Annotated in this window: 10 protein-coding genes, 1 tRNA gene and 2 pseudogenes; 4 read left to right on the forward strand and 9 right to left on the reverse strand. The window is 71.7% G+C overall.

Features of this window, described 5'->3' with window-relative positions; genetic code table 11:
* Positions 1 to 113: 113 nt before the first annotated feature.
* Positions 114 to 2,660, forward strand: coding sequence for an ATP-dependent Clp protease ATP-binding subunit (locus tag IE249_RS29390; RefSeq protein ID WP_189709595.1), 2,547 nt, complete (start codon positions 114 to 116; stop codon positions 2,658 to 2,660).
* Between the two features lie 65 nt (positions 2,661 to 2,725).
* Here IE249_RS29390 and ggt read toward each other — a convergent pair whose 3' ends face one another.
* Positions 2,726 to 4,537: a gamma-glutamyltransferase gene (gene ggt / locus IE249_RS29395; protein ID WP_189709597.1), complete on the reverse strand. Its 1,812-nt coding sequence runs from the start codon at positions 4,535 to 4,537 to the stop codon at positions 2,726 to 2,728.
* Between the two features lie 119 nt (positions 4,538 to 4,656).
* Between ggt and IE249_RS29400 the strand changes: the two genes are divergently transcribed.
* Positions 4,657 to 5,427 (forward strand): hypothetical protein, encoded by a 771-nt coding sequence (locus IE249_RS29400; RefSeq protein ID WP_189709599.1) that lies wholly within the window; start codon positions 4,657 to 4,659, stop codon positions 5,425 to 5,427.
* A gap of 158 nt (positions 5,428 to 5,585) precedes the next feature.
* The gene (locus IE249_RS29405) at positions 5,586 to 7,154 is read left to right on the forward strand and encodes an alpha/beta fold hydrolase (RefSeq protein ID WP_189709601.1); all 1,569 of its coding nucleotides are present in this window, start codon (positions 5,586 to 5,588) and stop codon (positions 7,152 to 7,154) included.
* A 46-nt stretch (positions 7,155 to 7,200) separates the two neighbouring features.
* On the opposite strand, the pseudogene IE249_RS40135 reads toward IE249_RS29405, so the two are convergent.
* From IE249_RS40135 to pcaDC, 5 genes and pseudogenes are all read right to left on the reverse strand, one after another.
* Positions 7,201 to 7,344, reverse strand: a pseudogene (locus IE249_RS40135) (amino acid ABC transporter permease); the annotation flags it as partial.
* A gap of 185 nt (positions 7,345 to 7,529) precedes the next feature.
* On the reverse strand, positions 7,530 to 7,976 hold the full coding sequence (locus tag IE249_RS29410) for a DUF6278 family protein (RefSeq protein ID WP_189709603.1): 447 nt from the start codon (positions 7,974 to 7,976) through the stop codon (positions 7,530 to 7,532).
* A gap of 47 nt (positions 7,977 to 8,023) precedes the next feature.
* Entirely contained in the window at positions 8,024 to 8,803 is a 780-nt protein-coding gene (locus IE249_RS29415; protein ID WP_189709605.1) for an exodeoxyribonuclease III, read from the reverse strand.
* A 61-nt stretch (positions 8,804 to 8,864) separates the two neighbouring features.
* The gene (locus tag IE249_RS29420) at positions 8,865 to 9,500 is read right to left on the reverse strand and encodes an MBL fold metallo-hydrolase (protein ID WP_189709607.1); all 636 of its coding nucleotides are present in this window, start codon (positions 9,498 to 9,500) and stop codon (positions 8,865 to 8,867) included.
* Positions 9,501 to 9,585: 85 nt separating this feature from the next.
* The gene (pcaDC, locus tag IE249_RS29425) at positions 9,586 to 10,881 is read right to left on the reverse strand and encodes a bifunctional 3-oxoadipate enol-lactonase/4-carboxymuconolactone decarboxylase PcaDC (protein WP_189709609.1); all 1,296 of its coding nucleotides are present in this window, start codon (positions 10,879 to 10,881) and stop codon (positions 9,586 to 9,588) included.
* A 438-nt stretch (positions 10,882 to 11,319) separates the two neighbouring features.
* On the opposite strand from pcaDC, the gene IE249_RS29430 reads away from it, so the two are divergent.
* Positions 11,320 to 13,005 carry a ribonuclease J gene (locus IE249_RS29430; RefSeq protein WP_189709612.1) on the forward strand — a complete coding sequence of 562 codons (1,686 nt, stop codon included), beginning with the start codon at positions 11,320 to 11,322 and terminating at the stop codon, positions 13,003 to 13,005.
* A gap of 187 nt (positions 13,006 to 13,192) precedes the next feature.
* Here IE249_RS29430 and IE249_RS38885 read toward each other — a convergent pair.
* The 3 genes and pseudogenes from IE249_RS38885 to IE249_RS29440 form a co-directional block, all read right to left on the reverse strand.
* Positions 13,193 to 13,324, reverse strand: a pseudogene (locus IE249_RS38885) (ATP-binding protein); the annotation flags it as partial.
* A 50-nt stretch (positions 13,325 to 13,374) separates the two neighbouring features.
* A complete protein-coding gene (locus IE249_RS29435) occupies positions 13,375 to 13,779 on the reverse strand; it encodes an ATP-binding protein (protein WP_189709614.1) in 405 nt (134 codons plus the stop codon).
* Positions 13,780 to 14,106: 327 nt separating this feature from the next.
* Positions 14,107 to 14,180: transfer RNA gene (locus tag IE249_RS29440), tRNA-Met, on the reverse strand.
* Between the last annotated feature and the right edge of the window lies 1 nt (position 14,181).

The raw sequence follows: 14,181 nt of genomic DNA on the forward strand, positions 1-14,181 counted from the left end.
TACCCCTGAGGCGCCCAAAATGCCCGTGCAAACGGAACATGCAATCGTGGCATGAGCCCCACTTTTCCCGGTTACCCGGCGGGAGCCACACGTCAGCGAAGGAACGGAACACGATGACCAGCGGCTTCATCGGCCCGGAGGGCGACCCCTTCGGCGAATTCCTCGCCCGCTTCTTCGGCGGACCCCGCACCGGTCCCCGGCAGATCGACATCGGACGGCTGCTCAGCCGGCCCGCCCGGGAACTCGTCAGAGGCGCGGCCCAGTACGCCGCCGAGCACGGCAGCCGGGACCTGGACACCGAGCACCTGCTGCGGGCCGCGCTCACCAGCGAGCCCACCCGCAGCCTGCTCAGCCGGGCCGGCGCGGACCCCGACTCGCTCGCCACGCAGATCGACGAGCGGTCCGGGCCCGCCCAGCACCCGCCGGGCGAGACGCCACCGCCCACCTCCCTGTCCCTGACCCCGGCCGTCAAACGCGCCCTGCTGGACGCGCACGACATGGCGCGGGCCAGCGGCGCCGGCTACATCGGCCCCGAGCACGTGCTGAGCGCGCTCGCCGCCAACCCCGACTCCGCCGCCGGGCACATCCTGAACGCGGCCCGATTCGCCGCCTCCGGCCTGCCCCCCGAGGCGCCGGACACCGCGGCGCACCCGGGCACCGAGCGGCAGCGGTCCACCTCCACGCCCACGCTCGACAAGTACGGGCGCGACCTCACCGACCTGGCCCGGGAGGGCCGTATCGACCCGGTGATCGGGCGGGAGCAGGAGATCGAGCAGACGATCGAGGTGCTCTCCCGGCGCGGCAAGAACAACCCCGTGCTGATCGGTGACGCGGGCGTCGGCAAGACGGCCATCGTGGAGGGCCTGGCCCAGCGGATCGCCGAGGGCGACGTGCCCGATGTGCTCCTCGGCCGACGTGTGGTCGCCCTGGACCTGACCGGCGTCGTGGCCGGCACCCGCTACCGGGGCGACTTCGAGGAGCGGCTGAACAACATCGTCGACGAGATCCGCACCAACTCCGAGCGGCTGATCGTCTTCATCGACGAGCTGCACACCGTGGTCGGCGCCGGCGCGGGCGGCGAGGGCGGTGCGATGGACGCGGGCAACATCCTCAAGCCCGCCCTGGCCCGCGGCGAGCTGCACATCGTGGGCGCGACCACCCTGGAGGAGTACCGCAGGATCGAGAAGGACGCGGCGCTGGCCCGCCGGTTCCAGCCGATCCTGGTGCCCGAGCCGTCCACGGGCGACGCGCTGGAGATCCTGCGCGGCCTGCGCGACCGCTACGAGGCCCACCACCAGGTCCGCTACACCGACGAGGCGCTGGTGGCGGCGGTGGAGCTGTCCGACCGCTACCTCACCGACCGCCGCCTGCCGGACAAGGCGATCGACCTGATCGACCAGGCGGGCGCCCGGGTGCGGCTGCGCGCGCGGACCAAGGGCACGGACGTACGGGCCATGGAGCGCGAGGTCGAGCAGCTCGCGTGCGACAAGGACCAGGCGGTCTCCGACGAGCAGTACGAGCGGGCCACGCAGCTGCGCGACCGCATCACCGAGCTGAAGGAGCGGATCGCGCAGGCCAGCGGTGGTGAGGAGGCCGACGAGGGCCAGCATCTGGAGGTCACCGCGGAGGCCATCGCCGAGGTGGTGTCCCGGCAGACCGGCATCCCCGTCAGCAGCCTCACCCAGGAGGAGAAGGAGCGGCTGCTCGGCCTGGAGGAGCACCTGCACCGGCGGGTGGTCGGCCAGGAGGAGGCCGTCGCCGTGGTCTCCGAGGCGGTGCTGCGCTCCCGCGCCGGTCTGGCGAGCCCGGACCGGCCGATCGGCAGCTTCCTGTTCCTCGGCCCGACCGGCGTCGGCAAGACCGAGCTGGCGCGGGCGCTGGCCGAGGCGCTGTTCGGCAGCGAGGAGCGCATGGTCCGCCTGGACATGAGCGAGTACCAGGAGCGGCACACGGTCAGCCGGCTGGTGGGCGCACCGCCCGGGTACGTGGGGCACGAGGAGGCCGGCCAGCTCACCGAGGTGGTGCGTCGGCACCCGTACTCGCTGCTGCTGCTCGACGAGGTCGAGAAGGCGCACCCGGACGTGTTCAACATCCTGCTCCAGGTGCTCGACGACGGCCGGCTCACCGACTCCCAGGGCCGCACGGTGGACTTCACCAACACGGTCATCGTCATGACGAGCAACCTGGGCTCGGAGGCCATCACCCGGCGCGGCGCGGGCATCGGCTTCGGCCCGGGCGGCGCGGAGGCGGACGAGGAGGCGCGGCGCGAGCAGATCCTCAGGCCGCTGCGGGAGCACTTCCGGCCCGAGTTCCTCAACCGCATCGACGAGATCGTCGTCTTCCGGCAGCTCACCACCGAGCAGTTGCGGCAGATCACCGATCTGCTGCTGGAGAAGACCCGCAGGCTGCTGCACGCGCAGGGCGTGGCCGTGGACTTCACGGACGCGGCCGTCGACTGGCTCTCCCGGCGCGGCTACCAGCCCGAGTACGGCGCCCGTCCGCTGCGCCGCACCATCCAGCGCGAGGTGGACAACCAGCTGTCCCGGCTGCTGCTGGACGGCCGGGTCGGCGAGGGCAGCCGGGTCACGGTGGACGTGGCGGACGACCGGCTCACCTTCGACGCGCAGGAGCGGGAACCCACGCCCGCACCCACGGAGTAGAGCGAACGGGCCCGCCTCACGAGGAGTGAGGCGGGCCCGGTGCCGTACGAACGGTGCTGAGACTCCTACCGTTCCGGGTGGACGACCATGGCCGAGCCGCCGCCGCGCCGCACCTTCTCGGCCGCCGCGAGCCACTCGCCGTTCGGCAGCCGCTGTACGCCCGTGGCCGCGCCGATCTCCGGGTTGACCTTGAAGGAGTGGCCGATCGCCTCCAGTTTCCCGCGCGACGCGCTGTCGTAGAGGGCGGGTTCGAGCTCGGTCTGCGCCGCGTTGCGCTGGCTGGCGCGGGGAGCGGCGATCGCGTCGACGAGCGGCAGGTGACGGTCGAGGAACTCGGTCAGGGTCTGCAGCACGGTGGTGATGATGGTGGCGCCACCTGGTGAACCGAGCGCCACCACCGGCCGGTTGTGCGCGTCGAGCACGATCGTCGGCGAGATGGAGGAGCGGGGCCGCTTGCCGGGGCCGGGCAGGTTGGGGTCGTGCACGGCCGGGTTGGCGGGGGCGAAGGAGAAGTCGGTCAGCTCGTTGTTGAGCAGGAAGCCGCGGCCGGGCACGGTGATGGCGCTGCCGCCGGTCTGCTCGATGGTCAGGGTGTAGGAGACGACGTTGCCCCAGCGGTCGGCGACCGTCAGGTGCGTGGTGTTCTCGCCCTCGTACGTCGTCGGGGCGGCCGTGCCGCCGGCGCCGCAGGCGGCGGGGTGGCGCGGGTCGCCGGGGGCGAGCGGGCTGATGAGCACCGCGTCGTCCTGGATCAGGCAGGCGCGTGAGTCGGCGTAGCGCTGGGAGAGCAGTTGCCTCGTCGGCACGTCCTCGAAGGCGGGGTCGCCGACCCAGCGGCCGCGGTCGGCGAAGGCGATGCGGCTGGCCTCGATGAAGTGGTGCAGGTACTGCGTCTCGCTCGCCCGCGAGAGGTTCGTGCGCTCCAGGATGTTGAGCGCCTCGCCGACGGTGGTGCCGCCGGAGGAGGAGGGCGCGATGGAGTAGACGCCGAGTCCGCGGTACGAGGTCTTGGTGGGCGCCTGGAGCTTGGCTCGGTAGGCCGCGAGGTCCCGCCTGGACAGCTCGCCCGGGCGGGCGTTCCAGCCGGAGCCGGGGTCGACGGGCGGGTGCTGGACGGTCTTGACGATGTCCTTGCCCAGGTCGCCGTGGTAGATCGCGCCGACGCCCTCGCGGGCCAGTTCCTCATAGGTGCGGGCCAGGTCGGGGTTCTTGAAGGTGGAGCCGACGGCGGGCAGCCGGCCGCCGGGCAGGAACAGCCTGGCGGTGTCGGGGAAGTAGCGGAAGCGGGTCTCGTTGGACGCCGTCTGGGAGCGGAAGGTGTCGTCGACGGTGAAGCCGTGGCGGGCGAGCCGTTCGGCGGGCCCGAGGACCGTGCCGAGCCTCCGGGTGCCCCACTCGTCGAGCGCGGTCTGCCAGGTGGCGGGCGTGCCCGGGGTGCCGACGCTCAGGCCGCTGCTGACGGCGTCGTTGAAGGCGAGCGGCTTGCCGTTCTCCAGGAAGAGCCCGGAGTCGGCGGTGAGGGGGGCGGTCTCACGGCCGTCGATGGTGTGCACGCTGCGGGTGCGGGCGTCGTAGTAGACGAAGTAGCCGCCTCCGCCGATGCCGGAGGAGTACGGCTCGGTGACGCCGAGGGCCGCGGCGGTGGCGACGGCCGCGTCGACGGCGTTGCCGCCCTTTCTCAGCACCTCGATGCCGGCGGCCGAGGCGTCCGCGTCGACGCTCGCCACGGCGCCGCCGTAGCCGACGGCCACGGGGGTTTTCTGGACCGCTCTCGGTTTCGCGTCGGGCTGCGCGGCGGGCGGGGCCGTGGCCCCCACCGACACCACGGCGGCCGAGACCGCAAGGACCGCCAGTTTGCGTGCGACTGGGCGACGCATCCGCACCTCCAGGGAAAAGGCCGTCCGGGCAGCCTAATCGATGAACATGATCACGTCAGGAAGGCATGAAAGCCCGTTGTCGAACACGGGTTTGCGTTCGGCCGCTACCATGCGCGCCCATGAATGACGACGTGCGCAACATCGTCCTCGGCGTGCTGGCCGCCGGCATCAGCGCCGCGTTCGGCTGGCTGGCCCGTACCTATCTGTGGCGGCGCAGGCTGCGGCGCAAGCAGGCCTTCTTCGGGCTGCCGGACAACTCGGAGTCGCTGCTGGTGGTCAACCGGGACGCGGGCGGTCCCGATCTGACGGTAACCCGGCACGACGTCTTCGCGCTGCTCGAACTCTCCGCGCTGATCAAGGACTGCCACGCGGGCGCGCAGGTGATCGCGCACGACGCGGCCCAGCAGGGCTTCGGGGAGCGCACCGAGTTCTGCGTGGGAGGGCCGGCCTCCAACCGGCGGATGGCCGCGCACCTCTCCTCCCTGCTGCCCGGCGTTCGGGTGAACGTGGACGCGGAACCGGGTCCTGACCGGGGCGCGTTCCAGATCGGCGGCGAGCGCTACCGACTGGAGGCTGGGCGCAGCGAGTACGTGCTGCTGGCCCGGCTGACGGCCGGTGAGCGGCGCGCGGAGGCCCGGCCGGTGTTCCTCTTCTGCGGCCAGCGCGCGATCGACAACCAGGCCGCCACCCGCTATCTGGCCCGCAACCACGAGCGGCTCGCGCGCAAGTACGGCGGGAACTCCTTCGTGCTGCTGCTGAAGGTGGTCAACTCCCAGGCGTACGGCCCGGACGTGGTCGAACTGGTGGCCGATGTGACCCGTGCGGCGCAGGCGCCCCTGCCGGCCCCGGAAGCTCCCGCGTCCCGGACCTCGCACCGGGCGACGAGCTGACCGGCACACCCGGAACGCACACTTCAGCGGGGTTCGCGCACACCAAATCCACACTTCAACAAGCTTTACCCGCACGTAACTTACCGACGGGTTACTTCTGTTGAGCCCCCGAGGTTACCGTCAGGTCACTTTGCACTGGCACGAGTGAGGAGTGTCCCGTGGGACTCAACCGCAAGGCCCTGCGCACGACCGCAGTGGGTGCCGTCTCGGCGACGCTGATCGCCGGTGGCACCCTGGCGGCCGCCCCCACCGCGCAGGCGGCTGCGAACGGCGTCCGCTTCGTCGACATCACCGGCGACGGCGGCACGGTCCTCAAGGCCAACGTCGTCACCCCGGCCGGCGCCGACGGCTCGCGCACCTACCCGCTGATCGTCCTGCCCACGAGCTGGGGCTTCCCCCAGGTCGAATATCTGGTCCAGGCCCAGAAGCTGGCCGACTCCGGCTATGTGGTGGTCAGTTACAACGTCCGGGGCTTCTGGCAGTCCGGCGGCCAGATAGACGTCGCGGGCCCACCCGACTGGGCCGACGCCTCCAAGGTCATCGACTGGTCCCTCGCCCACACCCCGGCCGACCCCGCCCGCGTCGGCATGGCGGGCGTCTCCTACGGCGCCGGCATCAGCCTGCTCGCCGCCGAACACGACAAGCGGGTCAAGGCGGTGGCGGCCCTCAGCGGCTGGGCCGATCTGATCGACGCCATCTACTCCCATCGCACCCAGCACGTCCAGGCGGCGGCCGTGCTGGACACCGCGGGCATGGTCGCCGGCCGTGAAAGCCCCGAGACCCGGCAGGTGTTCGACGACTTCTACGCCTCCAACCTGGTCAAGGAGCAGGAGCTGATCGACTGGGGGAGGAAACGTTCGCCCGCGACCTACGCCGACGCGCTCAATGACAACCGCACGGCCGTCCTGCTCGCCAACGCCTGGGGCGACACCGTCTTCGCCCCCAACCAGTACGCCGACTTCTACGAGCGGCTGACCGGCCCGAAGAGAATGGAGTTCCGCCCCGGCGACCACGCCACCGCCGAACTGCCCGGCCTGTTCGGCGTCCCCAACGACGTGTGGACCGACACCCGGCGCTGGTTCGACCACTATCTGCGTGGCCAGGACAACGGCATCGACCGCGAGCAGCCGGTCCAGCTGAAGTCCCGCTCCACGGACGGCTACGAGGGCTACCCCGACTGGAAGTCGGTGGGCGCCGACCGGCGCAAGTTCGACCTGACCGCACCGGCCACGATCCACGCGAACGTCGACTCCGGCGCGGACGGCGGGATCGTGTTCCTCTCCAGCATCCTCGACCAGGTGACCCGTATCCCGCCGATGGCGTGGGTCCCGCTGCTGCCCCGGCGCTGGGCCGCGGTCTGGCAGTCCGAGCGGTACGCCACCACCCAACGCGTGCGCGGCACCGCGATGTTGCACACCACGCTCACCCCGACGAAGGAGAGCGGCACCTTCATCGCCTACCTGTACGACGTGGGCCCGCTCGGCGTCGGCAAGCTGGTCACCCACGCGCCGTTCACCTGGCACGACCGCACGCCCGGCCAGTCGTTCGGCGTGGATCTGCCGCTGTACTCCACGGCGTACGACGTCCCGTCCGGGCACCGGCTCGCCCTGGTCGTGGACACGGTGGACCCGCTCTACACCGAGCACAACCCGTCCGGCGCGCAGCTGACCTTCTCCTCGCCGGCGGACGATCCGTCGTACCTGTCCGTCCCGCTGCGCGAGCAGTGATCTCCGGCTGCCGCCGGCCGGGTATGGCTCTGTGAGCTGCTGCCCCCTACGGTCGAGGGGCCGTGGGGGGTACCCCACCCGGCAGCAGCGCCCCGGTCCCGGTGGCTCCGGGCCCGCTCGCCCTCACCACAGGGATGAACGGCACATCGTAGTCGAGGTTCGGCGCGATGAGTCCGCCGGTGTGGAGGAACGCCCTTCGGCCATGCGCAGTCCTGCTCGCTCTCGGCGGTCGTGGTGGCCGCAAACTATCCGGACAAACCCGGCGAAAACCCACGACACGCACTCCCCGCCCAATAGCCGTATTTACACCGCCCCGGGTTTGGCGCCCGCCCCGACCCGCTCGTTCGCGTCCCCACGGGCGGACGGGCGGCGGGGTCAGGCCTCGGAGATCTCCGCGTAGAGCTGGGAGAGTTCGGGCACTCCCGCCTCGGCCCACTCGTGGCCCGCGCCGACCACGTCGATCTCACGGCTGGACGCCAGGCGGACGACGGGCTGCCCGTTGGGCCAGATCCTCCACCCCGCTCCCGGCACCGTCCGCACCACCACCGTGCCCAGGTACAGCCCGGCGTCGTTGCCGAGCCAGGACAGGGTGTCGGTGTCGTCGCGCCAGCGCGGCAGCAGCTGGTCGAGCGCCTCCAGCGAGGCCGCCGAGTCGTCCAGCCGCACCCCGCCCGCGGCCGCCTGGGAGCGCAGCAGCTCGCACTCGGAGAGCAGTTCGGCGACGGCCTCCGCGTCGGGTGGGCCGTCACCCGCCGAGACCACCGCGACACCGCGCGCCAGTCCCCGCTTCTTGCGCCAGTTGTCCGCGAAGGGGATGTTCATGCCCCCAGCGTGGCACCGGCGGCGCCGGAGCGCACCGGTGCCGCGCCTCAGACGTCCAGGTCCACCACGACCGGCGCGTGGTCCGAAGCGCCCTTGCCCTTGCGCTCCTCGCGGTCGACGTAGGCGTCGGTGACGGCCTTGGCGAAGGGCTCGTTGCCGTACACCAGGTCGATGCGCATGCCGCGGTTCTTGGGGAAGCACAGCTGGCGGTAGTCCCAGTACGTGAACGGGTGCTCGTACTTCAGCGGCCGCGGGACCACGTCCGAGAGGCCGGCCTCGCGCAGGGAGGCCAGGGCGGCGCGCTCGGCGGGCGTGACATGGGTGGAGCCCTCGAAGGCCGTCCGGTCGTAGACGTCGTCGTCCGTCGGCGCGACGTTGTAGTCGCCGAGGACGGCGAAGGGGCGGCCGCCCGCCGCGTCGCCCGCGACCGCCGCGCGCAGTGCCTCGAACCACTGGAGCTTGTACGCGTAGTGGGGGTGGTCCACCTCGCGGCCGTTGGGCACGTAGACCGACCAGACGCGAACCGGGCCGCAGGTCGCGGAGACCGCGCGGGGCTCCTCGGCGCCCTCGAAGCCGGGGTCGCCGGGCAGGCCCTTGACCACGTCGGCGAGGCCCACGCGGGAGAGCACCGCCACGCCGTTCCACCGGCCCGTGGCGTGCACCGCCGCCTCGTAGCCGAGGTCGCGCAGCTGGGCGGACGGGAACTGCTCCTCGGCGACCTTGGCCTCCTGGAGACACAGCACGTCGGTGCCGCTGCTCTCCAGCCAGGCCAGCAGCCTCGGGAGACGGGCGGTGATCGAGTTCACGTTCCAGGTCGCGATGCGCATGCCTGACAACCTACCGGGCGGGACTGACAACGCCTCCCGCCCGGCCCGTGGTCCGCCGCGCTCAGACCTCCGCAGAGGCGCCCGGCGTGAGCCTGAGGTGCTCGGCGCCGCCCAGCGCGCCGATCTGGTTGTCGTAGATCGGGCGGGCGAGGTCGGTCAGGAGGGCGTCGTGGACGTCGTAGGCGCGCTGCGGCTTGACCTCGCGGACGTACTCGATCACCTCCGCGATCTTGTTCCAGGGCGCCATCACCGGCAGCATCAGCGTCTCGACGGGATGGTCGGGCACGGTGAGCGCGTCGCCGGGGTGGAAGACGCGTCCGCCGTCGATCAGGTAACCGACGTTGGTGATGCGGGGGATGTCCGGGTGGATCACCGCGTGCAGTTCGCCGTGGACCTGGACGTCGAAGCCGGCGGCGGTGAAGGTGTCGCCGTGGCCGACGGTGTGGACGCGGCCCGGGAAGGCGGCGGCGAGCCGGTCCGCGACCGACCTCAACGTCCACACCGCGAGCTCCGGGTCGGCCTCCAGGGCGGCGCGCAGCCGGGCCTCGTCGAAGTGGTCGGGGTGCTCGTGCGTGACGAGGACCGCCTCCGCGCCCGCCACGGCGTCCTCCTCGGTGAACATCCCGGGGTCGACGACGAGCGTCCGCCCGTCCTTCTCGAGACGGACGCAGGCGTGGGTCTTCTTGGTGAGCTTCATGGGTCCCATCCTGCCGCGCCGGCACCTCTCGCGGAGCGCGGCAGGGTGGTGCCCTCGGTGCCCGGATGATCTTCCGGGGCGTACGTCACTCCGCGGGCGTGGTCTCCTCGCGGACGACCTGCTGGGCGACCCGGAAGGCGCGGCCCGCGGCCGGCATCCCCGCGTACACGGCCGTATGCAGCAGCACCTCCTTGATCTCGGCGGGCGTCAGGCCGTTGCGCAGGGCGGCCCGGGTGTGCGCGGCGAGCTCCTCGAGGTGGCCGCCGGCGGCCAGGGCGGTGAGCGCGACACAGCTGCGGGTGCGCCGGTCGAGGCCCGGCCGGTCCCATATCGCGCCCCAGTTGCTGCGGGTGCTGAACTCCTGGAAGTCGCGGGAGAAGTCGTCCGCCTCGGCGAGCTCGCGGTCCACGTGCGCGTCGCCGAGCACCTCGCGCCGGATCTTCAGCCCGACGTCGTACGAGTCCCGCGGCCCCGTGGGCAGCGGCTCCGCCGCCATCGGGGCGATCTCCGCGACGGGCGCGGTCTGCGGGGGCGCCACGGGGACGGGCGCCACCGGGGGCGCGAGGACCGCCATGTGTCCTGTGGTCGCGTCGAAGCCGGGCTGCCAGGCGGTGGAGAAGTGCCGTACGAGCAGGTCGCTGACGGCCGCCGGCTGCTCCACCGGCACCAGGTGCGAGGCGCCGGGCACCACGGCGAGGCGGGCGTCCGGTATACCGGCGACCAGCGTACGGGCCTCGGCGGGCCCGGTGACCTGGTCCTCGGAGCCGACCAGGACCAGGGTCGGCACCCCGATCCGGCCCAGTTCGGCACGCACGTCGAAGGCGGCGAGCGCCTCGCAGGAGGCGATGTAGCAGCCGGGGTCGGTGGTGCGCACCATCTGCACGGCCCAGTCCGTGATCGCCGGCTGGGCTGCGGCGAACCCGGAGGTGAACCAGCGGTCCGGAGAGGTACGGGCGATGGGGTCGAGCCCGTTGGTACGCACGACCACACCGCGCTGCCGGAACTCGTCCGCGGTGCCGAACCGCGGCGACGCCGCGATCACCGCGAGGGATGCCAGCCGCTCCGGGTGGCGCAGGGCCAGCTCGACGCCGATGGCGCCGCCGAGCGCGCACCCGGCGTACCCGAAGCGCTGCACCCCGAGCCCGTCGAGGGTGGCCAGCAGCCGGGCGGCGAGATCGGAGACCGCCCCGGCCGGATGCGCGGGCGCACCACCGTGCCCGGGCAGATCGAACCGGAAGACCCGCCACTGCCGCGTGAGCTCCGGTATCTGCCGGTCCCACATGTGCCATGTGGTACCCAGTGAGGGACCCAGGATCAGGACCGGAGCGTCTTCTGGCCCGTCAAAGCGGTATTGCAGGGTGTTCGGGGGTGTCTCACTCACGCCCCAGACCCTCTCACGTCTCACGGACGCCCCTATGACGCAGGGGTGCGCGGAACCGGCCTGACCAGGTTGCCGGTGCCTTCCACGCCGGCCCGGCGCACCGTACCCCGCTCGCGGGCCCAGACAAGAAGCTGCCGATAGCCGACTGCCGGCCGACGTCGGCGGGTACACAGGGCGGGAGGACTTACCGGTCACGCTCGTTCACCTTCCGACCCGACGGCTCATCGCCCAGTGGGCACCGACCGCACGAACGGTCAGAACAGTGACGGCGCATGGTCGGCAAGCCCCTCTCGACACAAACCCCTCGGCATCAGCAGCGCATCGTCCCCGGCCAGCGGTCGGCGAGCGGCAGTACGTCGTCGGCGGCGGGGCGTATCGAGCGCTCGGATCCCGTAGGCGATGGATCATCCTGGGACGCTCTCCGGGTACCGTCAGGGTATGAGTCATCCGCACCCCGAACTGAAAGCCGCCCCACCCCTTCCCGAAGGAGGGCTGCGGGTCATCGCCCTGGGCGGCCTGGGTGAGATCGGCCGCAACATGACCGTCTTCGAGCACGCCGGCAAGCTGCTCATCGTCGACTGCGGCGTGCTGTTCCCCGAGGAGACCCAGCCCGGGGTGGACGTGATCCTGCCGGACTTCACCTCGATCCGGGACCAGCTGGACGACGTCGTGGCCGTGGTACTCACCCACGGCCACGAGGACCACATCGGCGGCGTGCCGTACCTGCTGCGCGAGCGGTCCGACATCCCCGTCGTCGGCTCCAAGCTGACGCTGGCGTTCCTGGAGGCCAAGCTCAAGGAACACGGCATCCGGCCGCGCACGGTGCGGGTGCGGGAGGGCGACCGGCGCGGCCTCGGACCCTTCGACTGCGAGTTCGTGGCGGTCAACCACTCCATCCCCGACAGCCTCGCGGTCGCGATCCGCACCCGGGCCGGGATGGTGCTGCACACCGGCGACTTCAAGATGGACCAGTTCCCTCTCGACGACCGCATCACCGATCTGCGCGCCTTCGCCCGTCTCGGCGAGGAGGGCGTGGACCTGTTCCTCACCGATTCCACCAACGCCGAGGTACCCGGCTTCACCACCTCCGAGCGAGAGCTGAACCCGGCGATCGAGCAGGTGATGCGCACCGCGCCGCGCCGGGTCATCGTCTCCAGCTTCGCCAGCCATGTGCACCGCATCCAGCAGGTCCTGGACGCCGCCCACCAGCACGGCCGCAAGGTCGCCTTCGTCGGCCGGTCGATGGTCCGCAACATGGGCATCGCCCGTGACCTGGGCTATCTGAAGGTTCCCTCCGGTCTGGTCGTGAGCACCAAGGAGCTGGAGAAGCTCCCGGACCACAAGATCACTCTGGTGTGCACCGGGTCCCAGGGCGAACCGATGGCCGCGCTGTCACGGATGGCCAACCGCGACCACGTGATCCGCATCGGCAAGGGCGACACCGTCCTGCTCGCCAGCTCCCTCATCCCGGGCAACGAGAACGCCATCTACCGGGTGATCAACGGGCTCACCCGGTGGGGCGCCCACGTGGTCCACAAGGGCAACGCCAAGGTGCACGTCTCGGGGCATGCCAGCGCCGGCGAACTCGTCTACTGCTACAACATCGTCAAGCCCCGCAATGTCATGCCCGTGCACGGCGAATGGCGCCACCTGCGGGCCAACGCCGACCTCGCCATCCGTACCGGTGTCGACCCCGACCGGGTCGTCATCGCCGAGGACGGTGTCGTCGTCGACCTGGTCGACGGGCGCGCGTCCATCACCGGCAAGGTTCCCGCCGGCAACGTCTACGTGGACGGCATGGAAGTCGGCGGCGCCACCGAGGCGTCCCTCAAGGACCGCCTCACCCTCGCCGCCGAAGGCGTCGTCACGGTGGTGGCGATCGTCGACGCGGACACCGGCGCCCTCGCCGAGGCCCCCGACTTTCTGGCCCGCGGCTTCGTCCACGACGACACCACCTTCGAGCCGGTCGTCCCCGTCATCGAGAAGACCCTGGCCACCGCCGCCGAGGAAGGCGTCGGGGACGCGCGCCAACTCGAACAGCTCCTCGCCCGCGCCGTGGCGAACTGGGCGTTCCGCACCCATCGCCGCAAGCCCCTCATCATCCCCGTCATCATCGACGCCTGAGCCACAGCCCGCCAGCACTGCCTTGTTCGGGCCGCGGCGCGCCGCCGGCATCGCGGTCCGGCACGGAAGTCGGCAGCCACCCCAGCAGGCCGGGGTGGCAACGCACTACACATGAGGAGTCATCGAAAACTCGCCGCCGCAGGCGCAACGCATGAGTGAGTGAGCGGGGCCCGCCCCGTTCTCGTGGTCAGCCGGGCAGGTAGCGGCGAATGGTGGTGCCATCGGGGCCGGTGTGGACACGGACGAGGTCCGCGAGTTGGTGGACGAGTAGGAGTCCCCGGCCGCCGGGCTGCGTGGGATTGGGCGGCCGGCGGCCGGCGGCCGACCGAGGGATCGCATTGTGACCCACCCCTGGAAGGCGGGACGAGCTCAGGAATCGAGGCCGAGTTCGGCCCACACCGTCTTGCCGGGGTGACACGGGGTGACGCCCCAGCGTCGGGCGAGTCGTTCGAGGAGTTGCATACCAAAACCGCCGGGCTCGGTGTTCGCAGTGGCGCGTTTGCGGGGCCAGCGCTCGCTGGAATCGCTGACGGCTATGCGCAGCCACCGCCCGTTCCAGGTGACCTGGATCAGGGGCGGGCCGGAGCCGTGGCGGATGGCATTGGTGATCAGCTCCGAGACGAGCAGTTCGGCGGTCTGGATCACCGGGTGCTGGCGCAGCGGGCCGCCGAAACCTTCCACGCAGTCGCGGACCCAGTGCCGGGCGGCCTTGATGCTCGCCGTGACTGCCGGGAAGCGCGCCTCGCACGATGGGATGGTCGATTCGCCGTTCACAAAGTTCCTCCAGCACAGGTGGCCCTGGGCCGCCGCCGACCGGTGCTGCGCGCAGCCGGTGGGAGCCCCCTGTCGAGTTGCCCCTGCCTGCCCGGTGAACCATCTGACCGGGCGGGGCCGCACGAGCGCGAGCACCGGGTCGCCGAACGCCTACAGCTCGGAGTGCTGCCCCCACCGGCCTGAACCGCCCCCAGGCCGCACGGGCACCGGGAACGGGCGGCACGTTTCGGTGCCGGGCGCAGGCCCGCGTCGAAGCCGCCGGGTGCCGGGTCCGAACCGGCCCCCACGCAATGAAGGCCCGGTGGACACCGGGCCTTCACGTCTGAGTAGCGGGGACAGGATTTGAACCTGCGACCTCTGGGTTATGAGCCCAGCGAGCTACCGAGCTGCTCCACCCCGCGT

The sequence above is a fragment of the Streptomyces anandii JCM 4720 genome (assembly GCF_014650655.1).
Taxonomy (GTDB): Bacteria; Actinomycetota; Actinomycetes; order Streptomycetales; family Streptomycetaceae; genus Streptomyces; species Streptomyces anandii.

What these genes read in the sequence shown, in the direction of transcription:
- IE249_RS29390 (WP_189709595.1), top strand. Translation starts at nt 114, where the DNA reads ATGACCAGCGGCTTCATCGGCCCGGAGGGCGACCCCTTCGGCGAATTC.
- ggt (WP_189709597.1), bottom strand. Translation starts at nt 4,537, where the DNA reads ATGCGTCGCCCAGTCGCACGCAAACTGGCGGTCCTTGCGGTCTCGGCC.
- IE249_RS29400 (WP_189709599.1), top strand. Translation starts at nt 4,657, where the DNA reads ATGAATGACGACGTGCGCAACATCGTCCTCGGCGTGCTGGCCGCCGGC.
- IE249_RS29410 (WP_189709603.1), bottom strand. Translation starts at nt 7,976, where the DNA reads ATGAACATCCCCTTCGCGGACAACTGGCGCAAGAAGCGGGGACTGGCG.
- IE249_RS29415 (WP_189709605.1), bottom strand. Translation starts at nt 8,803, where the DNA reads ATGCGCATCGCGACCTGGAACGTGAACTCGATCACCGCCCGTCTCCCG.
- IE249_RS29420 (WP_189709607.1), bottom strand. Translation starts at nt 9,500, where the DNA reads ATGAAGCTCACCAAGAAGACCCACGCCTGCGTCCGTCTCGAGAAGGAC.
- IE249_RS29430 (WP_189709612.1), top strand. Translation starts at nt 11,320, where the DNA reads ATGAGTCATCCGCACCCCGAACTGAAAGCCGCCCCACCCCTTCCCGAA.